The organism is Mesorhizobium sp. M0910 (assembly GCF_040319465.1).
Lineage (GTDB): Bacteria > Pseudomonadota > Alphaproteobacteria > Rhizobiales > Rhizobiaceae > Mesorhizobium.
The window spans coordinates 249,863-270,727 of the sequence record NZ_JAMYNZ010000005.1 but is presented as its reverse complement, the minus strand read 5'-3'; the positions used below and the strand labels follow the sequence as shown (position 1 = coordinate 270,727).

The 20,865-nt window shown below is 60.3% G+C and carries 19 protein-coding genes; 14 read left to right on the top strand and 5 right to left on the bottom strand.

The features are described from left to right. Window positions 1–71 precede the first annotated feature (71 nt). The 4 genes from otsB to NKH78_RS15040 form a co-directional block, all read right to left on the bottom strand. The gene (gene otsB, locus NKH78_RS15055) at window positions 72–914 is read right to left on the bottom strand and encodes a trehalose-phosphatase (protein ID WP_352736526.1); all 843 of its coding nucleotides are present in this window, start codon (window positions 912–914) and stop codon (window positions 72–74) included. Then, window positions 911–2,692: an alpha,alpha-trehalose-phosphate synthase (UDP-forming) gene (locus NKH78_RS15050; RefSeq protein WP_254817288.1), complete on the bottom strand. Its 1,782-nt coding sequence runs from the start codon at window positions 2,690–2,692 to the stop codon at window positions 911–913. Before NKH78_RS15050 ends, otsB begins: the two co-directional genes overlap by 4 nt. A gap of 175 nt (window positions 2,693–2,867) precedes the next feature. Further along, a complete protein-coding gene (locus NKH78_RS15045) occupies window positions 2,868–5,030 on the bottom strand; it encodes an amylo-alpha-1,6-glucosidase (protein WP_352736523.1) in 2,163 nt (720 codons plus the stop codon). A gap of 48 nt (window positions 5,031–5,078) precedes the next feature. After that, window positions 5,079–6,140, bottom strand: a complete 1,062-nt coding sequence (locus tag NKH78_RS15040; protein WP_352736522.1) for a glycosyltransferase family 4 protein — start codon at window positions 6,138–6,140, stop codon at window positions 5,079–5,081. A gap of 80 nt (window positions 6,141–6,220) precedes the next feature. Between NKH78_RS15040 and NKH78_RS32605 the strand changes: the two genes are divergently transcribed. The 11 genes from NKH78_RS32605 to NKH78_RS14990 all read left to right on the top strand — a co-directional run bounded on the left by NKH78_RS32605 (window position 6,221) and on the right by NKH78_RS14990 (window position 16,626). Next, a complete protein-coding gene (locus NKH78_RS32605; RefSeq protein WP_502899805.1) occupies window positions 6,221–6,697 on the top strand; it encodes a DUF982 domain-containing protein in 477 nt (158 codons plus the stop codon). A gap of 597 nt (window positions 6,698–7,294) precedes the next feature. After that, window positions 7,295–7,456, top strand: coding sequence for a hypothetical protein (locus NKH78_RS15030; protein ID WP_352736521.1), 162 nt, complete (start codon window positions 7,295–7,297; stop codon window positions 7,454–7,456). A gap of 247 nt (window positions 7,457–7,703) precedes the next feature. Continuing rightward, on the top strand, window positions 7,704–7,928 hold the full coding sequence (locus NKH78_RS15025; protein ID WP_352736519.1) for a hypothetical protein: 225 nt from the start codon (window positions 7,704–7,706) through the stop codon (window positions 7,926–7,928). 23 nt (window positions 7,929–7,951) lie between these two features. After that, window positions 7,952–8,389 carry a DUF6894 family protein gene (locus NKH78_RS32600; protein WP_352736517.1) on the top strand — a complete coding sequence of 146 codons (438 nt, stop codon included), beginning with the start codon at window positions 7,952–7,954 and terminating at the stop codon, window positions 8,387–8,389. A 329-nt stretch (window positions 8,390–8,718) separates the two neighbouring features. Then, entirely contained in the window at window positions 8,719–9,261 is a 543-nt protein-coding gene (locus tag NKH78_RS15020) for a class I SAM-dependent methyltransferase (RefSeq protein ID WP_352736515.1), read from the top strand. A 149-nt stretch (window positions 9,262–9,410) separates the two neighbouring features. After that, on the top strand, window positions 9,411–11,285 hold the full coding sequence (locus NKH78_RS15015) for an ABC transporter ATP-binding protein (RefSeq protein WP_352736513.1): 1,875 nt from the start codon (window positions 9,411–9,413) through the stop codon (window positions 11,283–11,285). A gap of 6 nt (window positions 11,286–11,291) precedes the next feature. After that, entirely contained in the window at window positions 11,292–12,473 is a 1,182-nt protein-coding gene (locus NKH78_RS15010) for a glycosyltransferase family 9 protein (RefSeq protein WP_352736511.1), read from the top strand. 9 nt (window positions 12,474–12,482) lie between these two features. Beyond that, window positions 12,483–13,667, top strand: coding sequence for a glycosyltransferase family 9 protein (locus NKH78_RS15005; protein WP_352736509.1), 1,185 nt, complete (start codon window positions 12,483–12,485; stop codon window positions 13,665–13,667). Then, window positions 13,657–14,835, top strand: a complete 1,179-nt coding sequence (locus tag NKH78_RS15000) for a glycosyltransferase family 9 protein (protein ID WP_352736507.1) — start codon at window positions 13,657–13,659, stop codon at window positions 14,833–14,835. The genes NKH78_RS15005 and NKH78_RS15000 overlap by 11 nt, the downstream gene beginning before the upstream one ends. A 301-nt stretch (window positions 14,836–15,136) precedes the next feature. Continuing rightward, a complete protein-coding gene (locus NKH78_RS14995) occupies window positions 15,137–15,916 on the top strand; it encodes a sulfotransferase domain-containing protein (protein WP_352736505.1) in 780 nt (259 codons plus the stop codon). A gap of 20 nt (window positions 15,917–15,936) precedes the next feature. After that, complete coding sequence (locus tag NKH78_RS14990) at window positions 15,937–16,626, top strand: sulfotransferase family protein (RefSeq protein WP_352507291.1); 690 nt, start codon at window positions 15,937–15,939, stop codon at window positions 16,624–16,626. Between the two features lie 29 nt (window positions 16,627–16,655). Here NKH78_RS14990 and NKH78_RS14985 read toward each other — a convergent pair whose 3' ends face one another. After that, complete coding sequence (locus tag NKH78_RS14985) at window positions 16,656–17,636, bottom strand: glycosyltransferase family 2 protein (RefSeq protein WP_352883166.1); 981 nt, start codon at window positions 17,634–17,636, stop codon at window positions 16,656–16,658. A gap of 225 nt (window positions 17,637–17,861) precedes the next feature. Between NKH78_RS14985 and NKH78_RS14980 the strand changes: the two genes are divergently transcribed. The 3 genes from NKH78_RS14980 to NKH78_RS14970 all read left to right on the top strand — a co-directional run bounded on the left by NKH78_RS14980 (window position 17,862) and on the right by NKH78_RS14970 (window position 20,742). Continuing rightward, the gene (locus tag NKH78_RS14980; RefSeq protein WP_352736501.1) at window positions 17,862–19,025 is read left to right on the top strand and encodes a glycosyltransferase family 4 protein; all 1,164 of its coding nucleotides are present in this window, start codon (window positions 17,862–17,864) and stop codon (window positions 19,023–19,025) included. Between the two features lie 112 nt (window positions 19,026–19,137). After that, window positions 19,138–19,911: a glycosyltransferase family 2 protein gene (locus NKH78_RS14975; RefSeq protein WP_352736499.1), complete on the top strand. Its 774-nt coding sequence runs from the start codon at window positions 19,138–19,140 to the stop codon at window positions 19,909–19,911. Window positions 19,912–20,019: 108 nt separating this feature from the next. After that, window positions 20,020–20,742 (top strand): glycosyltransferase, encoded by a 723-nt coding sequence (locus NKH78_RS14970; RefSeq protein WP_254817270.1) that lies wholly within the window; start codon window positions 20,020–20,022, stop codon window positions 20,740–20,742. Window positions 20,743–20,865 lie beyond the last annotated feature (123 nt).

The following is a 20,865-nucleotide window of genomic DNA, read 5'->3' as shown; positions in this document are numbered from 1 at the left end:
CCTGACGCAGGGGAACCGGCAAGCAGACGATTTGCCGGCTTGGCCTTAAAGACATTCAATGAGAACCGCGCTTATCGGCCGGACGATGCCGTGGCTGCGATGTTGATCTTCGCCCTTGATTCGGTCTCTGCCTGCTTGTCGGCCGGTAGAGCACCGGAGACCGCCGACGTCTCGAAACTGGCCTTGAGCCAGGCTATTGCGCCGGTCACGTCGTCGAGGGCATAGTTTGCGGCCGTCGGCCCGTTCGGCTTCACGCGGATGGAGATGCCGCCAATTTCATTGATCGCCTCGAAACCGTGTTCGTCCGATGTATCGTCTCCGAGGAATATCGGCCGCCGGCCGACAAAGGGCGGAATGTCCACAAAACGCCGGATGGCTGCACCTTTGACGGCTTCCAGGGGCATGAGCTCTACGCCGGCGTTTCCCGGAAGCACCCGATAACCCTTCGGAAGCCGGGCCAATGCCTGTTCGACGAGCTGGATTGCGGGCGCAAGCAGTTGCGGTGCTGCTCTTGTATGAACGGCAAGGACCGGCCCCTTGCGCTCGACATAGACCTTGCCGCTGCCCAGTTCGGCCTCGATCTCGTCGGCAAGGGCGGCGATGTCGGCCGGCGCGTCGGCGGCATCGATCGGACCGGTCGGCGTCAGCCGGTGCTCCAGCCCATACAGTCCGGCGATCCGCAGCTTCAGCGGATGGAACAGCTTGTCCACGGCGGGAATCGATCGGCCGGTGATGAAGGCGACCGCACCATCCAGCCGCCGCTCGATGCGTCCAAGCAGATTGCGCAATTCCTCGCCAACAAACACCGCGTCGGGATGGGCAGCGTGTTCCAGCAAGGTTCCGTCGATGTCGAGGAAGAGCGCCCATTGCCCTTCCGACAGGCTCAACGCTGGCGGTTGTTCAAAGCTTTTCACGATGCTGCCTTCCGTGCCCGCTCGAACATCGAGATGACGTTGTTGGTGTTCGATGGCGGGCGCTCGCCGGTTCCGGTCACCCTGTCGAGATCGCCGCGTTTGCGCAGGCGTGCGGCGTCCAGCAGCATGCTGCCGGCCCAGCGGTAGACATTGTTGTCGCGGACCATCTCACGCATCGGCCGCAAACGTTCGCGCTGCTCTTCCGGCGTCATCGTCAGCGCCTGCAACAGCGCCTCGCTCATCATGGCCGCATCGTAGGGGTTAACGATCAGTGCTTCCAGCAGTTCGCGCGACGCACCGGCGAAGGTGCTGAGCAAAAGCACGCCCTGTTCGTCGTCGCGCGCTGCGACGAATTCCTTGGCGACAAGGTTCATGCCGTCATGCAGGCTGGTGACCATGCAGATGTCGGCGGCGCGATAGACCTCGTAGACCTGCTCCTGCCGATGATGTTCGGCGACCATCAGGATAGGACTGTATGTCTCGCTGCCATAGCGTCGGTTGAGCTCGTCGGCATAGCGGCGGCATTCGTCGTGGAGTTGCTGGTAGGCGGGCAATGTCCCCCGGCTCGGCGCCGCGATCTGCAGGAAAACCACCTTGCCTATCCATTCGGGATATTTCGTGAACAATTCGTCCAAGGCATGGAAGCGATCGAGAATGCCTTTCGTGTAGTCGAGGCGCTCGACTCCGATGCACAGTTTGGTATCCGCTGACAGGCCGAATCTGTCGCGGACACGGGCGCGGCACTCCTCGACAGACGGCAGTTTTGCCAGCAATTGGGCCGGCCATTCTATGGAAATGGGATAGGCGTGGACCAATGTGGTCTGCCCACCATAGGAGATTGCCGCGTCTGCCCGTTCGATCCGGCTCTCCAGAAAGCGGTCGACACTTTCGGTGAAGTTGTTGGCATGGAATTGGGTATGAAAGCCGATGATCGAACTGCCGAGCAGTCCCTCCAGGATCCGCTCACGCCACGGACAGATGCTGAACACTTCCGAATTGGGCCAGGGGATATGCCAGAAGGTGATGACTATCGCGTCCGGCAGGCGCTGGCGAATCATGCGCGGCAGCAGCGCAAAATGGTAGTCCTGCACTAGCACGATCGGCCGTTCGTTGCGGGCTTCGGCAACCACCGTATCGGCGAATTTGCGGTTGACGGCCTCGTAGGCGTCCCAGTCCGAGGCGCGAAACACGGGGCGGGTGAAGGCGATATGGCAAAGCGGCCATAGCCCCTCATTGGCGAAACCCAGATAATAGCCTTGATATTCCTCCTCCGTCAGCCAGACCCTGCGCAGCGTGTAGGACGGATTGCCTGGCGGCACCTGCACCCGGTCGTCCTTGTCGACTGTGAGGCGGTCTGCCGTGCCGCCGCCATAGGCGATCCAGGTGCCGGCACAGGCGCGGGTGATGGGCTCGAGTGCCGAAACCAGCCCGCTGGCCGGCACTAAAAGTTGCACGCCGTCATCCTTGATGTTGTGGATGTAGGGTTCGCGGTTGGACACGACGATGACCTGTGCGTCCGGCAGGTCATCGGCCAGGATCTTGCGCAAGGTGTCGGGCGACCACGTGACGAGTGCCGCATCGGCCGATTGGCCGTTCTTTTCGAACTCGCGCAGCACCTTGCGTGCCGCTTCCGACGCGACATCCTCGCTCGGCGTGTATGCGGCCGCCGTTGCGCGGCCGCGGCGCTGGCGGGATATCGATAGGAGAATGGCAAAAGCGGAAAAGCCAAAACTTGCAATCAGCAAAACCCAGAGCAGGTTTACAGTATAATCTGACATCGAATGTGATCTCGCCTCCGGCCGGCCGATAGCCGTTTCTATTTGTTTTTCTGGTTCGCTGCCGTGTGACGACGACAGCATTCCCCGCTGCCCATTTTGCAACGCACAAAGAGGCTATCGGTTCCGGACGATTGCAATGCCGGGCATCATTTCGATGCGTCGCAGCGCGGCGGCATCAAGTGCGCACGATGAGCGGCACCATCCCCTCATACCGATCGGCGAGAAAGGCGACGACCCGGTCGCCGACACGCTGGAATGTGAGGTCGACCACCGTCGAGCCGACACCCAGATGCCGCAATGTCAGCGTGTCGATGCCGATCGGCAGCCTTGGGCGGGTGACCCGGATTTCGCTCTTCCAGCCGTCGATTTCGAGGCCAAGGCAGGCCTGCATCAGCATGAAGGCCGATCCCGCCGACCAGGCCTGCGGCAGGCACGCGACGGGATAGGCGATCGGCGCTTCGCCCGGCGACCGGGTAAAGCCGCAGAACAGTTCCGGCAGCCGCATGTTGAAATGGACAGCCGATTCGAACGTGCCGCTCATCAGCCGGACCACGCTGTCGCGCACGCCGTAACGTGCCAGGCCGGCACCGCACATGGCGGTGTCGTGCGGCCAGATCGAGCCATTGTGGTAGGACATCGGATTGAAGAATATCGCATCGTCGGCCAGCGTCCTCACTCCCCAACCAGAGTGGAACGACGCGGAGAGCAGCTGATCGGCGACCATCTGCGCCCGTTCCGGCTCGGGCAGCCCGACATAGAGAAGATGGCCGGCATTCGACGTCCGTACCTTGCAGAGCTCGCCTGCACCATCGATCGCCAGTGCATAGAAATTGAGATCGTCCATCCAGAAATGGCGTTCCACCGCGACGCGCATGGTTTCGGCGCGTTCCTCCCAATGATCGGCCTTGTCGTCCTCGCCGCGGCGGCGGGCGAGCGCTGCCAGCCCACGGAACGCGGCAAAGACGTAACCTTGCACCTCGACCAGGGCGATCGGCCCCTTGGGCATGCGGCCATCGGCATGGAAGACGGAATCGAAACTGTCCTTCCAGCCCTGGTTGGCGAGGCCGGTCTCGGCGCCGCGCTGGTAGGTAACGAAGCCGGTCGCGCGGCTTGTGTCTTCCGTCCATTCGGCCGCTGCACAAAGCGATGGCCACAGGCTGTCGACGAACGCCATGTCGCCGGTACGATCCGCATAGGCGCAAGCGAGATGAATGTAGAGCGGCGTGGTATCGACACCGCCGTAGTAGCGGCCGAACGGGAGCTCCCGCAGCGCCGCCATCTCGCCCTTGCGGGTCTCGTGCATGATCTTGCCCGGCTGCGAATCGCTGAACGGCGACGTTTCGGTTGCCTGATGCTGGGCGAGAAAGGCAAGTACGCCGCGCGCCAGCCCAGGATTCAACCACAGCATCTGCAGTGCGGAAATCACCCCGTCACGGCCAAACGCCGTCGAGAACCAGGGTATGCCGGCATAGGGGTAAGGTCCGGTTGCAAGCTCGGTGGTCAGCAACGCCACGTCTGCGCGCGCGCGTTCGATCCAGTCGTTGAAGACGCGGCCGGAGCTGTGCACCGTCGCGCCGTGGCGGCGTTTGGCGCGCATGCCGAAGCGAGCGCGGGCGGCGGCAGCCCGAAAACGGTCACGGTCGGGTGTCTCCGCCACCTCCGGGCCGACCTCGATATAGAGGACCTCGCTACTGCGCTTCGTCACCGCAACCAGGAAATCCGCACGGCTGGCGGTCAAATTGTCCGGCGCCTGCGAGAACGAGATCGCCGACAGGCGTACGAGCTGGTCCAGCCCGTCATATCGAAGCACCACGGATGTCGGACTGGTCTCGGCGGCGTGGGCTATTCCGCGCTTGAGCCGGGTCGAACCGCGCACCTCGAACATGTCGCGGAAATCTGCTGCGAAATGCAAGGAAACCCGAATGGCCGACGATTCCTGGCTGTAGTTCGAAAGGGTGATGCGCTCGAACAGCCGGTCCTGCCAAAGCAGCCTGACGCGTTCTATGTGGATCGCCCCCTGCGGAATGTCGCGGCCACCGACACTCTGGATCGGCAGATTGGTCAGGTTAGAGGTGAAAAGCACATTGTCCTGGCTGAGCGATGCGCCCAGCAGCGACATTTGCCGGCCACCGATCGTCAGCCGGAATTCCGAAAGCACACGCGTGTCGTCTCGGAAAAAGCCGTCGCCGGCGCCGCGGATGTCGCCATAAGCGTCGGCCACCGCGAAGCAGTCGCCTTGCTTGAGGGCGAACAGTCGGTGCGGCTCCCGGGGCGCAACCTCGTCGAGCGAGGCAAGGGCTACGGCGGGATCAAGCTTACGCTCGTCGAGTTGATTCATACGTCACAAGCTCTGTCGTTTCGTTTCCAATGTCCACAATGACGCCGATCAGGACGCTCTCGCTTCACCGGGAGTGCCGATCAGGTGCGCATAGGCAGTCACATAGTCGTGGGCCATCCTCGTGGCAGAAAAACGGTTTTCGAATACGGCTCTCACCTGTCGCCTGTCGAGGCGCAGCAATTCCGGTATCGAGGCGACAGCAGCTTCGACTGAATCGACAAGGAAACCGGTCACGCCGTGGTCGATGATCTCCGGCAGGGCACCGCATTTCCAGGCGATCACCGGCGTGCCGCAGGCCATAGCCTCTATCGCGGCAAGACCGAACGGCTCCGGCCAATCGATCGGAAACAGCAGGCCGGCCGCCTTGCCGAGGAATTCCGCTTTTCTGTCCTCTTCGATCTCGCCGATGTAGCCGACACGGTCGCCGTCGATCAGCGGCTCGACCGTGCTGTGGAAAAAAGCGCGGTCGTCGTCGCCGATCTTTGCCGCAACCTTCAGTTTCAGCCCGGAGCGCAAGGCGATCTCAATGGCACGGTCCGGCCGCTTGTCGCGCGACAGCCGGCCCAGAAAGGCCAGATACGGCTCGTCCGCATCCGTCTCGAAAGTCGGCTCGTAGATATTGATCGGCAGCCCGTGATGGATGGTCGCCAGCCAATTGGCCATGAGTAGCCCGGTTCTCTGGCTGCGCGAAATCGAGATCATCGGAAAGCGCGGAAAACGTTCGTAGGCCGGGGCCAGGTCGACATAGTCGAGCCTGCCATGCGGTGTCGTCACCGTCCGGTCAGGCATGTGTTCGAAGAAAGGAAAATGCAGGAAGTGGCTGAGATGGAAATGGATGATGTCGAACTGTTGCGCCCGGTTCCTCACCTCGGCGAGCATCGCGAGATGCGCCGCGGTTTCGGATTTGTGCGGGCGCGGATCGAGACGGAGCGCGCGCTCGCGACACGCCACCAATTTTGCCGATGTCTTTGTATCGCCGCTGGCGAACAGGGTCACGTCATGGCCAAGCTCGACCAATCCTTCGGTCAGATAGGAGACGATGCGCTCCGTCCCTCCATAGAACCGGGGTGGCACGGATTCATGGAGCGGCGCCACATGGGCTATTCTCATGTTTTGGCATTTCCCTCAAAAAAGACTGCTCGTGGCATCGAAATGCATCAGCCGCGCTAACGTTCCCGTACCATAGCAAGATGTCATCCAATTGGGGCAAGATGTCATCCGATAGGGGCTGCGGGGCGTTTCCACCGCTGCTCGTCTGGTCCGCCAACATTTTCCAAGCCAAGCCCTCTTTGCCGGGAACCAAAGCCCGGTTCGCGAGTTTAGTGGGGTTCGATCGCACGCATCCGGTCGACGGGGAGGAAATGATGGACCGCTTGCAATTCTTTTCACCCGTGCGGATTTTGCGCGGACAGGGACAGCCCGTGGAGGAGATCGACAGCGTTGCCGAAGCAATGGCATTCTTGCGAAAATGGCCGGCCGGGCGGCGCGGGCCCGTTTACCAGTGCGCCGTGAATTGCTGCGCTGCGGCCATGGCCGGCCGGATGTCGGCCGAGGAAGCGCGAAAGGCTTTTACCGGCTTTGCCCGGATCACCCGCCTGCTCGAGGGCGATCGGCCGTTGCCGATGAGCGGCGAGGATCGGCATCGCGATCACGCGTTGAGGCGATAGGCGCCAACTGCCGCTGATCGTCAGAGCACGGGTGGCATTCAGCCGGAGCGCTCGATCGGCGACCGATGCGCTTTTGCGAACAGACGCGTTCATGGCCTGCAAATGCACAGGCCAGCTTCTGTCGACGAGCATCGCGACAGCCAGCGCAAGACCAAGCAATCCTGCGAGGCCGGTGAGGGGCGCGGTCGCCGATTTCGGTTGGAGCGTCAAGCTACTACTCCCGTTGTTATGAGGATTGATTGCCGTTGGCGGCCGCCAGGTCGCCGGCATGGGTCAAGTAGAGTGGCCACCGCCGCTGGTACCGCCTGTTCCGCTGGTTGCGGTTGTCGTGGCCGCCACCGCCATGATCGAGAACCGGAGTAAATTCCGAAATTTTGCATAGACACCTCGCTTTCTGACGCCTCGCTTCTCGGGCTCGCGCCCAAAGCTTCCTCGCTGTCGAGTGGGTGTTTGCAACAGGGCGGCAAACGGATCGCTTACGCCTCAGCGGTCGGGCTCAGGGGCGGCATAGAAAGTTGGACGAAGCGCAGACAATGGTGCCGCATTGCTGTATTTCGACCGGAAAAGGCCAGAGATGCACTTTTGGGGGAATCGATAATGTCGAAACGGCTTAGACTGGTCCTGGGAACTGCCTGCGCAATCGCCGTCGCCATCGTCTGGGGGATCGTCGCGACGTTGATGGGGGTGCCATCGATTCTGATCACCGTAGGAGCGGTCGCTATCGGCGCAGGCATCTACAGCTATCAAAGCCGGAGCTGATCCGGTATCCGGCGACGGCAGCTTAGCCGAAAAATCGCACAGTCGCGGACTGCCTGCGGCAATGTTCAGTGTACGAATATTACCAACGGCAGCGTTCTGGAACGAGTGGCCTCTCGAAGCTATTGTGTGACGGCCCGAGACCCCCGCCTCGGGCTATTGGGTCACCCAGCCGAGTGGTCCGCTGCTACCCAATGGCAGCGGACCCTTCACCCGGAAGACGGACATTGTGCCGAATCGAGGGAGAACGATGGTCGTCGACGAGATTGCAGCGCGGCGCCTGAAAATTCTGATCGAGCAATATATCGAGACCAGGAAGAGGCGCCACGATGAGGTTTCCACCGCAGCGGCTGAGATGGCGATCACGGCTGTCATGCCGAATTGCCCGGTCTCCGGAAAAGCCCTGGACGACATGATTGCGGCATGTGCGTTCGAACATGGGCTGGGGGTGCTGTTCGATCGACCTGACGCATGAAGGCCTGAATGCCATGAATCCCGATGTCAAAATCGTACAGTGCTGTCCTGTACGAATCCAACGCTGTTTCTGAGACCGCTCGCGACGACATAACCAACCAGCCGGAGCGGCATGCGAGATATTTTTTTCATTTCCGAAACAATGACGGCCGTTTGACGGAAAATTTCGAGGGGGAGCTGAATGGCCTATCTGCCGCCCAGGACAACGCCATGGCTTCGGCCAAGGAAATCCTGGCCGAGGGTCTGCTCAGCGGCGGCCCAGTTCTGACAGGCCTTTCCTTCGAAATCTGCGACGAGAACCGGAAGCTGCTTTTCCGATTTCCCTTCTCGGAAGCTGCCGAAAAGGCCGGCGCTCGACCTTGTTGGCCAAAAAGCCCGGGAATGCGGGCGAGCTTTGATCGAGCCTGGCTGAAAAACCGCATCTCGCGGCAAGACGGTCGTTGGTGCAAATCAGCACCGTAGGCAAATTAGTAGCATAGCTGCCGGCACAAAGCAAGAACAAACATGGCTTGCCTTGCCGAAAGGGCGTACGTTTCAGGAACTCGAGGGCAGGCCCGGGTAGGGGGCACCAAGCGACATTGCGGTTTCCAACCGATGTGTCGATCTGTCGAGCTGGTGTTCGTCAGCTTCCCGAAACGTCTTCGCAGGATGCTGTGATCAGGAGTTCCTTTCTCCCGCGGTTACGTTTACAGGACGTTCTGGACAGTGTCGTTTGCGCGCCAGCAACTGGTCCGGGGCCAAGGCCCAGCGCACAGTCGTCCTCCGTCAAGGAAACCAGTCCGGCGCCGCTTTTGGAGAACAATGATTTGTGGTGGTCAAATAAGCAAAAGAGATTCAAGGGAACGTGGGACGACCGACTGGACGGCCTATTCTCAGCAGAGGTCGACTACGCCGGGAAGTCCATTCTCGATGTTGGCTGCAACATGGGTGTTGTCGCCTATGAGATATCCAAGCTAGGACCGACTTCGATCCATGGGATCGACATTCTCAAGCCGCATATCGAGACGGCCAGGATGATCTTCCTGGGTTGTCCGGTTCAAAGCCGGTTCGATTGTCTCGATCTTGGCAGCCGGAAGCTGCAAAATGTTCTCCAACGGCAGTATGACATCGTCATGCTGCTGGCGGTCTACCATCACATGCAGTGGAGCCTCGGCGCGGATAAGGCGCGACGCGTGCTGTGCGATATCGCCAGGCGTGCTCAAACGATCGTTGCCCGCGTTCCTCCTGGCAAGGATAGAGAGATGATCGCGGTGCTTTCGGATGTGGGCTTTTCAATCAAAAGCAATCACACCTCGCCTCTTGGAAGCCATCTCATGGTCCTCGGGAAACACTGACCGGGCATAGCGCCGCCGACGGCGAATGGCGCAAGAGCCGCGTGGCTGGGTCCGCTATGCTCGTACGCGAGGAACCGACGGTCGCAAGCCGATGACGTGCAAGGATCCGGTTCGGCATTGACTGCGGTCGGGAACGAAGCCACAGACAGGTGATCGAAACCGTTTCGCGCTTCAAGACAACACGAAGACCGGACGGGATCGCAACGGGCGGCGACGAGATGATTGCAAAGAAACGAGTATCAACTGCCCCAGCATATCCGCTGATCAAGCGTCTGATTGGCGAAAATCTGCCGCCGCACAAGATGCTGTATGTGACAGGTTTGCTGTGCTCGATCGCTGCTGCTGCGGCGACCGGGGCAGCGGCCTGGATCATGAAAGTCATGATCAACACCATCTATGTCGAGCGAGACGCTGCCGCTGTATCGGGTATCAGCGTCGTCATCATCGGCATTTTCCTGGTCAAGGGCATAGCTGCCTACTGCCAGACCATCACCACGGGGAAGATTCGCCGGGCTATCGTTTCAGACCTTCAAAACCGTCAATTTTCCCGAATGGTGTATTTCGACATCAGCCGTTTCGCGAACCAGCATCCGGCAAAATTTATCTCCAAAATCATGTTCAACGCGCGCGCCGGGGCGACCGTTATTCTCACCCTCACGAGCAGCGCCGTCTCTGATCTGCTGACACTGATTGCGTTGGCCAGCGTCATGGTCAAGCAGGACCCGGTGATGTCGCTGATATCCGTGGCGGTTCTGCCGATGCTGTTCCTATCAGTCGGCGCGATAACCAGGAAGCTCAAGGCGCTGGCGAGGGGCGAGACGGAATTGGCCGCACAGGTCCAGTCGATCGGCACGGAAGCCGTCGAAGGCATCCGCACCATCAAATCCTTCCAGCTCGAGGACAAGGCGGTTGCCAGCTTTGCAAAGGCCGTCCGCAAGATGGAAAGACGTGGCATCCAGATCAACCGGACGTCAGCATTGATGAGCCCATTGATGGAGACCGGCGGCGGCGTGATCATCGGGCTTTTCGTTATGTACGCCAGCTGGCAGACCCTCGGCAACGGCAAGACGCCCGGCGAATTCATGGCCTTTATTACCGCGTTCCTGCTTGCCTATGAGCCTGCCAAGCGGTTGGCCCGGGTCAATGTCGACATCCAGAAGCAAATGGTCGCCGTCGAACAGATGTATGATTTGATCGACACGCCCGAGCAGCGGCGACGTGCAATCGCGGGCGAGCGCCTGGCCGACGTCGATGGTGGTATCCGCTTTGAAGATGTGGCCTTTTCCTATGACGGCAACAGCCCCGCGCTCGAGGGTGTTTCCTTCGACGTGCGACCTCGTGAGAAGCTGGCGATCGTCGGCCGCTCCGGCGCCGGCAAGACCACCATCGTCAATCTGATCCTGCGCCTGATGGAGCCGGACAAGGGCAGGATCCTGATCGACGGAAAGGACATTTCGAAGATCAGCCTGGCCGACGTTCGCGACAATATCGCACTGGTGTCACAGGACGTCTTCCTGTTCGAAGGCTCGATCCGCGACAACATTCGCGACGGCCGCCCGAGCGCCACGGATCAGGAAATCGAGTCCGCTGCGAACCTCGCCCGGGTCACCAGCTTTGCTTCGGCGCTCGAAAACGGGCTCGACACGCTTGTCGGGCCGAGCGGCACTAATCTGTCGGGCGGGCAGAAACAGCGCGTCGCCATCGCACGCGCCCTGCTCAAGAATGCTGCGGTAATCGTCTATGATGAAGCGACATCGGCGCTTGACGGTGAAAACGAACGGGCAGTCATGGAGGCAGCCTTCGACAACACATTTCAGCGCACAGTGATCTGCATTGCGCACAGGCTGTCTACAATTAAGGCGGCCGATCGTATTCTCGTGTTTGACGCCGGACAGCTTGTCGATGCTGGAACGCATGACCAGCTTGCCAAGCACAGCGAGATATATCGTTCGATATTCCACCTGGAGGCGCCCGATCCGATGGTCGAAAGCGGCAAAAAGCTGCGGCAGAGCATATTGCGCTGAGGGCCGATGACCAGCTTTTATCACGGTTCCTATGTTCGGTATGTGATTGGTGGACTGGGCCTTCAGGTGCGCCGGTACAAAAAGGCGGTGCGCAGGTTGTTTTCCGGCCCCAAGCAGCCGCGGTCCATTCTTGAGCTGCAAGCCAAGGTTGAGGCCCTGATCGTTCGCAGGGACTGGAAAGGCCTTGAAGCCGGTACCAATGAGATAGCTGTCGCGGCCGATCATAATCGCGACCCGGAGCTGATGCAGAAGGCGGGCCAGGCATTCGAACGGCTTGGCAACTTTGCGCGGGCAGCTGAGCTTCGGCTTTCCGCTCGCCGGCTGCGGAAAGGGAAAAGCGCGAACGAGTGGACCGGCGAGAATCTCGGATCGGATACACTGCTGATCGACCTTGTGGAGGATGACCCGCGCAGCCTTGGCCGGGTTATCCGCCACGCGCGACTGGCCGGCGCTGCCGCTGCCTATGCGCAAAGCGCAACAATCCGGGTCGAGCCGCGCCTGGTACCAATTCTGCAGCGAACGTTCCCGAAGGCGACCGTGGTCCCGGCGCAGCGGGATGTGGTCGCCAACAAACGTGCGACTTTCGAAGATCTCGCCTGGGTGTTCGGACGCGATGCCGAAAAGCTTGCTGCCGACTTCGTGCCGCTGCGGGCAGATCCTGAACACGTCGAGACATTCCGCAAGCGCTATCGGGCGATGACGGATCTGCCGCTGGTCGGCCTCTCCTGGGGCAGCAAATCCCACACCAAGGACGTGCCTGATTTTCCTGAATGGGCACGGTTCATCGCCCAGACACAAGCGACCTTCGTTTCGCTCCAGTACGGACAGATCAAGCCGGCGTTGCGGCGCCTTCGCAGCGGCAATGACGCGCGTCTGATCTTTGACGACGGCGTCGACCAGATGGTCGACATGGACGGTTTCGCGGCACAGGTCGCCGCACTCGATGCTGTCGTGACGATCAGCAATACGGCGGCCCATCTTGCCGGAGCCCTTGGCGTGCCGACTGTTTTCCTCATCGACGATAATTTTCAGACGGCATGGCCGGTGACCGGCGACCGGACACCCTGGTATCCGAAGGGCATTGTCATTCGCAAGGAGGGGCGCACTTGGTCGCTGGTGCTCGACGAGGCCGGCCGGCGGCTCTCATCGATCCTGACGGCGCTTTCCGACGCTCCCCGAGGACGATAGAACATCGCCGTGCAGAACAGACGAACCGTCCTTCAGAAAGCAAAAACCGCCGATCTGCGCCCGCAAGGCGCCGCCGGCAAGCGGCTGCAGAAGGTTCTCGAGCGGGCAAAGGAACTTCTTAGACGGCCCTCGCGCCACGCCGACGAAAGTGCCGAAAGGCATATGAGGCTGATGGAGGAAAGCGTGCAGCGTGGTGACTGGCAAACTGCTCGCGACCATGCACTGGCGCTTGGCGCGCTTGGTGAGCAGCTTGGCGATCTCGGCCTGATCAAGAAAGCGGGGCGCGGACTGAGGCGTCTCGACGGAGGAAATCGCATCTGGCAGTTGATGGCGGCGAGCAAGCAGCGCGGCAGACCCGATTGGGATGGCAGTGATCTTGCGGGTCGCACGCTTCTCGTCGATCGTCGCGAAGGCGACCTGGCGATCTTTTTCCAGTTCGCGTCGCTGCTTGGTCCAGTCGTCGCGGCTGCCGGTCGATGCATCGTCTTCGTCGAGCCGCGACTGGCACCGCTTTATCGCAGAACATATCCTGCGCTCGATGTCAGGATTGAAGGGGAAGAGGACATGGCGGCAGTGGACGCCGATGTCGTTGCCGGTTTCGAGACACTCGCAAAGCATTTCTGGCCGGACGACCCGGCGGCACGCGCGCCCTTCGTTCCGCTGGAGCCGGACCGCCGACTGGTTGCCGAGCTGCGCGGCACCTATCTCGATGGCGGCCCAGGTCCCCTGATCGGATTTGCCTGGGGAAGCCTCAACAAGAGCAAGGATCTGCCGGCCCTGGACGACTGGCGGACGCTGTTCGCCAGCCTGCCGGGGCGCCTCGTCAGCTTGCAATATGGCGATGTCGGGCCGGCCCTCTCCGAGTTTAAGCGCCACGCGCCGGGGCGCATCATCCATGATGCTTCCGTCGATCAGTTGACGGACATGGACCGCTTTGCCGCCCAAATCGCGGCGCTCGACGCGGTGGTGACGATCAGCAATACCGGTGCCAACCTGGCGGGAGCGCTCGGCGTGCCGACGGTTGTCATGCTCGACGACGGGTTTCGACTGTCCTGGCCTGCCTTCGGCGAGACCGTCGCCGCATATCCGAGCGTTCGACTGGTCCGAAAAGGCGGCCGAGCCTGGGCGTCGGCAGTGCAGGAAGCAGGCGGACGCCTCATGCAAATCATCGGCGGAGCTGGCGATGGAAGGTAGCCTACTTCTCGGCCGGTTGCGCCGCGCTGTCGCGCTTGCAGGCTACAAATACAAGGTCTGGTTCCGACGTCACCGGCGGCAGCTCTTCCTTCGCTGGCGTGACGGCGACATTGCCGATCAGATGGCGGATTATCGGCGGAGCGTCGAGTCCCGCGATTGGCCGGCGGCACTGCCGAAAGCCCTGGCTCTTGGATCCATTGCAAAATCGAGGGGCGAGGTCCACCTGCTCGACGAGCTCAGCAAGGCGCTGATGCGGATGGGCGCCTATGGCGCAGCCGCCGAACTCAGGATTGCACGACGCCACATCGTCAACGGCCGCGTCGATGGCGAGTGGCTGGGCCAGGATATTTCTGGCCAGACGTTGCTGATCGATCTGATGGAAACGGAAAAGCAGGGTCTGGCCACCGCGATCCATCATGCGAGCTCCGTCGGCTGTGCCCTGGCGCGCGCCGCCTGTTCGATCGTCCTTGTCGAGCGCCGCCTGGTACCGCTCTTTCAGCGCACTTTTCCAACTGCCGATGTGCGGCCGGTCGGCGCTGGCGGCAAGGCCGTCTATGCCGAGGCGCAGGCCTTCGCCGGCGTCCAGCATCTGACTGCCGTTTTCGAGACCGACGAGGCAACGATCCGCGAGCATTTCGTGCCCCTTAAGCCGGATCCGGCCCGGGTCGCTGAACTTCGCGCCCGCTACCGGAAGGAAGGGCGGCCGTTGGTCGGTATCGCATGGGGCAGCTCCAATCCCGGCAAAGACCTGCCGCCGCTTGCCGCCTGGCGAAACCTGATCGGCCGCCCGGACCTCCGGTTCGTCTCGCTGCAGTACGGCCAGATCGAGACCGATCTGAAGATCCTGACCGACGGTGAGCCGGAGCGCATCCTTTATGACAGATCGGTCGATCAGCTCGTCGACATGGACCTTTTCGCCGCGCAGGTTGCCGCGATGGACGCCGTGGTGACCATCAGCAATACCGGAGCGCATCTGGCGGGCGCGCTCGGCATCCCCTCGGTTTTCATTCTGGGCGACGGCTTCAAGCGCTCCTGGCCGGTCGAGGGCGACCGCACGCCCTACTATCCATCGGCCGTGCTGGTCTCGAAACGGGAACGCCCCTGGTCCGTGGTGATGAGCGAGGCCGAGGCCATCCTGGCGCCATGGATCACAAAAGTGAGTGGCTAATGCATGTCGTCCGAAAGCGCGTCACTGAATACGCATCGACGCGATCCGCATTAAGCGTTCGGCCGACGGATCGCGGAATGGAGCGCCCGTGTCGAACACTCGTCGCAACAGGCCAAAAAACATAAGGCATTCCGAACCGGGATATAGTAAAGGCCAATTCGCCCCGCAGAGGATCGCAATTCTTGCCGGTATTTCTGCCTTGTGTTCGAATCAGCCGTAGGCTTAGGCGCCCAGTAATGGGGTTGGTCTGGCCGGCAGCGGTTCGGGCGCCAGCTCTGATAATCTAAAGGAGGTCTCTCCCATGTCCTTTCTAAAATTTTTCCAGGCCAAAGCGCCGGCTCTTCCTCTTATCGTATCCTTTCCAAAATCAGGGCGCACGTGGCTGCGTGTCATGCTGGATGATCTCGGGGTTGAAGTTCAATACATTCACGACGGAACCGACCACAAGTTACTTCGACCAAAATCGAGCCTCAAGGAGAATAAATCTCGATACAAGAAGAGAAGAACAATAATGCTTGTTCGCGACCCAAGAGATACGGTGGTCTCAGGGTACTTTCAGGTTCAGAAGCGCCACATGCTTCCAGCCGGATCGTTCAGTGATTTTATCAGAAGCGACAATCATGGGATTGAAAAGATCATCAGGTTCAATCTGCAATGGTTCGCAGCCATGCCCCGGATGCGCGAAATCCGGTATCTTCAATATGAAGATATGCATCGGGATACGGCTGGTGTCCTTCGCGCGATCCTTGGATTCCTGAACCAGCAGGCTGACGATCAGACGCTTGTCGACGTGGCGAACAACCGAACCTTCGACAAGATGAAAGTGAGTGAATCGACCGGTGATCTGTCCGATCGATACGGCAAGATATTACAGCCGCGCGATGCGAATGATCCCGAAAGCTTCAAGGTGCGCAAGGGTAAGATAGGCGGTTACGGCGAATATCTTTCCGAGAACGACGTGGCCTATTGTGACGAGCAGTTGGCCAAGTTCGAATATTGGGAGAAGCTGGACAAGGTCTTTAGCACGAACGGCTTGTGCTATGCTCGCGTCGATAACCGCGCCCGGGTCGCCTTGGGTTAGGGGGCATTGCCGACATGGTGATGCGGACCGGATTCATTTGCGGCTGCGGCCATAGCGGGACGACGTTGATTGCAACGATCCTTGCGTCGCATCCTGACGTCTACCTGCCGCTCCAGGAAACCAACATTTTCTTCAAGTGGACGCCACTGGCCATGTTCCGCTTCTGGAAACTGAAGCGGGCGGCGCGCGAGGCTGGAAAGAACGTGCTGCTTGAAAAGACGCCGCGGCATATCCGCCGTGTGGCCCGCATTCGCCGGCTCGTGCCCGGCGCGCGTTTCATCATGCCGGTGCGAGACGGGCGCGACGTCGTGGCGTCGCTGACGAAACGACTTGACGACCCACAGGAGGCTCTCGACCGCTGGATCAACGATAATGCGCTGGTTCTCGCGGAACGGGGAAAGCCGGATGTGCTGATCTATCGCTATGAGGATCTGGTCGAGAAACCGGCCAAAGTGGTCGAGCAGATATGCGGCTTTCTTGATGTGACCTTCAGCCCGGATCTCCTCGACTACCACAAGAACCCGCAGCAATGGTTCAAGCCGACCGACGCCAGCGTCGAGACGCCACACGAGGTGCTCCGGAACCACCAGGTCAATCAGCCAATCTATGACGGGAGCGGGAGATGGCGCTCCGAACTTGGAAACGCCGAGTTACAGGACCTGGTACAAGGACGAGGTGCCCAGCTCATGAAAGCGTTCGGTTATGCATGATGTTGGTTCGGCATCTGCCGGAGTGCCGTCTACCAATCAATTTTGTCGATCAAACCCGTTTGGAATAGGCTGTGAGCGCCTTCGTACAGCATTGACTGTTCGCTCATCGCGCTGAGAGCGGCTTTACCGCTCGATACCTCATGATACTGGCGATATTTGGAAGCGCCGTTCCAATACTGACCTTCCGCCACCGCGACCTGCGCCTTGTCGTTGAAATCGGCGAAGAACTTGAAATGAAGCAGGCCGGCCAATCCCTTTATATAGTTTCGCCAGTAGGGCAGCGGTGCGTGAATCGACGTAAAAATCGTCTGGCGATCAACATATATCAGAGGAAACTTGGTCAACTTGTGCTGCCTGGCGAAAAGCCGGGTCCTCGGGCCGCCTGTGATCTTGAGATGCCGGGGGCTCCTCGTCACCTCATAGCCGCTGCCGTCGAAATGGTCCGCAACCTGCCATGGCGGCACGATGGGATCGAAGGGTACGTCCCAGATGTTTCCGCTCGGATACATGTCGATCATCGGCGCCAGCAGGCGTGTCATTCCGCGCCGCTTGAGCCAGGCGGCCATCGCGCCGAGCGGATTCTGATCCATGCCGTTATAGACAAGATATTCGTCCGCATCGACGGTCAGATACCAGCGAGGCTGACCATAAATCTGCACAAGACGCTGCCGCCAAAGGTTTCCCAGGTCCGACTGAGAATAGGTGAGCGGCGAGCTGAATAGATCGACATCTGGCTGCTCGGCCAGAAGCTCAGCTGTTCCGTCGGTTGAGCGATCATCGAGGACGGCGAATCTGGTGACGCCGAGCTCGCGATAGTGCTTCAGGAACGGGCGTAGCCTGTCCGCCTCGTTGCGGATGACGAGGATCAAAGGCAGGTCATTCACTTTGAGGGGCGTTATCGGCCGCAGCGATGACACTTCTGCCCGTCTTCCGAAGGTGTGTCTCAGCCGATATATGGCGGTGTCGGTAATCGTCCGGCGGACAATGGCGGGCCAGGTTGCTTTGCTCAAGCCGTCGATTCCCCCTCATAGCGGTCACTATCCGGCTGGAGCTGGCGCTGATCCGCTGTTTGCAGTTAATTTCTACATGCAGCACCGTCAGGCAAATCGCAAGCAGTCGCGGACAATGGACACAGGCCTGTTCTGAGTTCCGCGAGTGAGCTCTCCAACTGTTGCCGATGCGCGCTGGCCTCTATAGACATCGTCAGATGGCAACAAGGCCGGAGCCCTGACCCAATGCATGCCGGCATTCGTGGCATCGAAAATCAATTCGACAGGCCGATCCTGTTCGTGCGCCAGCGTTATGCGCCCTTTGGCGGCGGCGAGATCATGCTGGAAAACATCATGGCTGCATTTGCCGCGCGTCAGCGGTCGGTGGCCGTGCTCTCCGGCGACTGGCCGCGCTATGAAGGCATAGAATTCATCCATTGCGCCGGCCGCCGCTTTCCGCGTTCGCTGCGGGCGGCGTCCTTTGCTCAAGCCGCCTGCCGCAAGATCGCCGAGATGCCACCCGCGCTGGTGCAGAGCAACGATCGCCTCCCGTGCTGCGATGTTTTCCGGGCCGGGGAGGGCGTTCATGCCGCCTATCTTGCCGAACGGCGGCGTTTCGAGACGCGGCTTGGCAGGGCGGCAATGGCGCTGAGCCCCTTTCACCGCCAGACGCTGCGCCTCGAGCGCGCAACCTATGCCAGCCTACGGCTCAAAGCTGTCATAGCGATTTCGAAGATGGTCGCCGAGGACATTGTCCGTCACTATGATTATCCGGCCGAAAATGTGCACCATATTCCCAACGGGGTGGACCTCGACCGCTTCAATCCGCAACTGCGCCAACAGCATCGGGCCGCGCTCCGCGCGCGGCTCGACGTCGACGAAAACAGGCCGGTCGTCCTGTTTGTCGGCTCGGGCTTTGCGCGAAAAGGACTGCTTGCACTGATGAAGGCTGTCGCCACGCTCGATGGCGAGCCGGAATTGTGGGTCATCGGCCATGATTCGCGCGCCAACGCCTTCAGGCAGGCCGGTAACAGGCTCGGTCTCGGCGCACGGCTCAAGATGCTGGGGCCGCAGAAAGACATGCTGCCGTGGTACGGCGCGGCCGATATTGCCGTGCTGCCTTCCATCTATGATCCTTTCGGCACAGTGGTCATCGAAGCGATGGCCAGCGGCTTGCCCGCCGTGGTAAGCACCGGCTGTGGAGCGCGCGAGCTTGTCGAGCGGTTCGAGCCGACGCTCGTTTGCGATGCGGCCAGCGAAAGTGACCTCGCAGCAGCGCTCGCCCACGCGCTGCAGTTGGCGTCACGACCTGAAACCGGAGCCCGGGTGAGAGCGGCGGCCGAACACTATGATTTCAATGTCATGATCAAGCGAATGATGGCGCTGTATGAAAGCCTTGATCTGAAATGATTTTCGACTTTGTTGAATAGATTAGTACCCTCAATGTGCTAACGGGCCGGGAGCCGATGCTGCAGATGCATTCGAATGACAGTGGCAGCTTTGATGCCGGAACCTTCTGACCGTGCCGGCGCTCTCGGTCATTATCATCACCCGCAACGAGGAGGCGTCCATCGCGCGCTGCCTTCGCTCGGTGGATTTTGCAGACGAAATCATCGTTCTCGACAATGACAGCAGCGACAGCACCAGGGAGATTGCCGGTGACTTGGGGGCCAAGGTTTTGATGACCCTTGATTGGCCCGGTTTCGGCGCGCAAAAAAACCGTGCGCTGGCCGCGGCAACGGGGGATTGGATCCTCTCGCTGGATGCCGATGAGTGGGTGGAGGCGCCGCTCGGCGCGGAAATCAGGGCCGCAATCGCCGACCCAAAAGCCTATGACGGCTTCGAAATACCGAGAAGATCGCGCTTTTGCGGGCACATTGTCCGCCATAGTGGCTGGTCGCCCGATCTGGTGCTCAGGCTCTTCCGTCGCCGCTCCGGGCGCTTCAGCGACGACACCGTGCACGAGAAAGTAGTGCTGAACGGAAAGGTCGGGCGATTGTCCCAGCCGATCGAGCACGACTCGATCACCGACCTGGCAGATGCCCATGACAAGATCGGCCGGTACGCAGAAGCATCCGCCGCGCAGCTGCTTGCCGAGGGCAGAAAAAGCTCGATAGGCAAGGCAGTTTTGCGTTCCGTCTGGGCCTATGTGCGCAGCTATATTTTCCGGCTGGGATTTCTGGACGGTTCCATTGGTGCGATGGTGGCCGCGTATTCGGCCAGCTACACCTATCAGAAATGGGCGCGTGTCGCATTGGAAATGCGAGGTCAGGTCCACCCAAAAAAGCAAGGCTGAGGCCAGGACAAATCTGTGAGAAACCGGCTCGGTTGACCGCAATTGTTGCCGAGCCATCGCCAACTAGTTAGTGTACGACCGTTAAAATCGAAAGCCAGGGTAGTGAATATGACTGATGCGTTTAGGGTATTTATCGGATGGGACAGCCGTGAGCCGATCGCGTACGACGTCGCGCGACACTCGCTGCTCAAACATGCGTCGGCGCCTGTCTCCGTCATTCCGATCAAACAAGACGAGATGCGTGCCCGCAGGCTGTATTGGCGGGAAAAAGATCCACTCGCCTCGACGGAGTTCACCTACACGCGCTTCCTCACGCCTTTTCTCGCCGACTACACGGGTTGGGCCCTGTTTTGTGATTGCGATTTTCTGTGGCTTGGTGACGTCGCTGGCCTGCTGAAATATACGGACTCGGACAAGGCGGTCTATTGCGTCCAGCATGACTATACGCCGAAGGCCACAACCAAGATGGATGGCGTGGTCCAGACATCCTATCCTCGGAAAAACTGGTCGTCGCTGATGCTGTTCAATTGCGCGCATCCTTCGGTCAAATCGCTCACGCCAGAGGTCGTGAATCAGGAAAGTGGCGCCTATCTTCACCGAATGCAGTGGGTTGCCGACAAAGATTTGGGTTCATTGCCGGTAGAGTGGAATTGGCTCGAAGGCTGGAACGAAAAGCCTGCTGTCGGCACACCTAAGGCGGTCCACTATACGAGCGGCGGCCCGTGGTTTGCCGAGTGGCAGAATGTCGACTATGCCGACTTGTGGATAGCAGAACGCGACGAGTTCCTGGCTTCCGATCAGGCAGAATCTTCTCAGAGCGCAGTTCGATAAGAGCATCGTGTTTGGCAGGTGACCTGGGCGCTTCCGAAGTGGCATCGGCGTCGGCAACAACGCGTGGTGCCGCCTCGGGGCGGGACCGGGGCAGATTGCGCCTAGGAATCTGGCGGTTCCGGC

Coding starts and splice junctions, on each gene's coding strand:
- NKH78_RS15050 (WP_254817288.1), bottom strand. CDS start 2,692: ATGTCAGATTATACTGTAAACCTGCTCTGGGTTTTGCTGATTGCAAGT.
- NKH78_RS15045 (WP_352736523.1), bottom strand. CDS start 5,030: ATGAATCAACTCGACGAGCGTAAGCTTGATCCCGCCGTAGCCCTTGCC.
- NKH78_RS15040 (WP_352736522.1), bottom strand. CDS start 6,140: ATGAGAATAGCCCATGTGGCGCCGCTCCATGAATCCGTGCCACCCCGG.
- NKH78_RS32605 (WP_502899805.1), top strand. CDS start 6,221: ATGTCATCCAATTGGGGCAAGATGTCATCCGATAGGGGCTGCGGGGCG.
- NKH78_RS15030 (WP_352736521.1), top strand. CDS start 7,295: ATGTCGAAACGGCTTAGACTGGTCCTGGGAACTGCCTGCGCAATCGCC.
- NKH78_RS15025 (WP_352736519.1), top strand. CDS start 7,704: ATGGTCGTCGACGAGATTGCAGCGCGGCGCCTGAAAATTCTGATCGAG.
- NKH78_RS32600 (WP_352736517.1), top strand. CDS start 7,952: ATGTCAAAATCGTACAGTGCTGTCCTGTACGAATCCAACGCTGTTTCT.
- NKH78_RS15010 (WP_352736511.1), top strand. CDS start 11,292: ATGACCAGCTTTTATCACGGTTCCTATGTTCGGTATGTGATTGGTGGA.
- NKH78_RS15000 (WP_352736507.1), top strand. CDS start 13,657: ATGGAAGGTAGCCTACTTCTCGGCCGGTTGCGCCGCGCTGTCGCGCTT.
- NKH78_RS14995 (WP_352736505.1), top strand. CDS start 15,137: ATGTCCTTTCTAAAATTTTTCCAGGCCAAAGCGCCGGCTCTTCCTCTT.
- NKH78_RS14990 (WP_352507291.1), top strand. CDS start 15,937: ATGCGGACCGGATTCATTTGCGGCTGCGGCCATAGCGGGACGACGTTG.
- NKH78_RS14980 (WP_352736501.1), top strand. CDS start 17,862: ATGCATGCCGGCATTCGTGGCATCGAAAATCAATTCGACAGGCCGATC.
- NKH78_RS14970 (WP_254817270.1), top strand. CDS start 20,020: ATGACTGATGCGTTTAGGGTATTTATCGGATGGGACAGCCGTGAGCCG.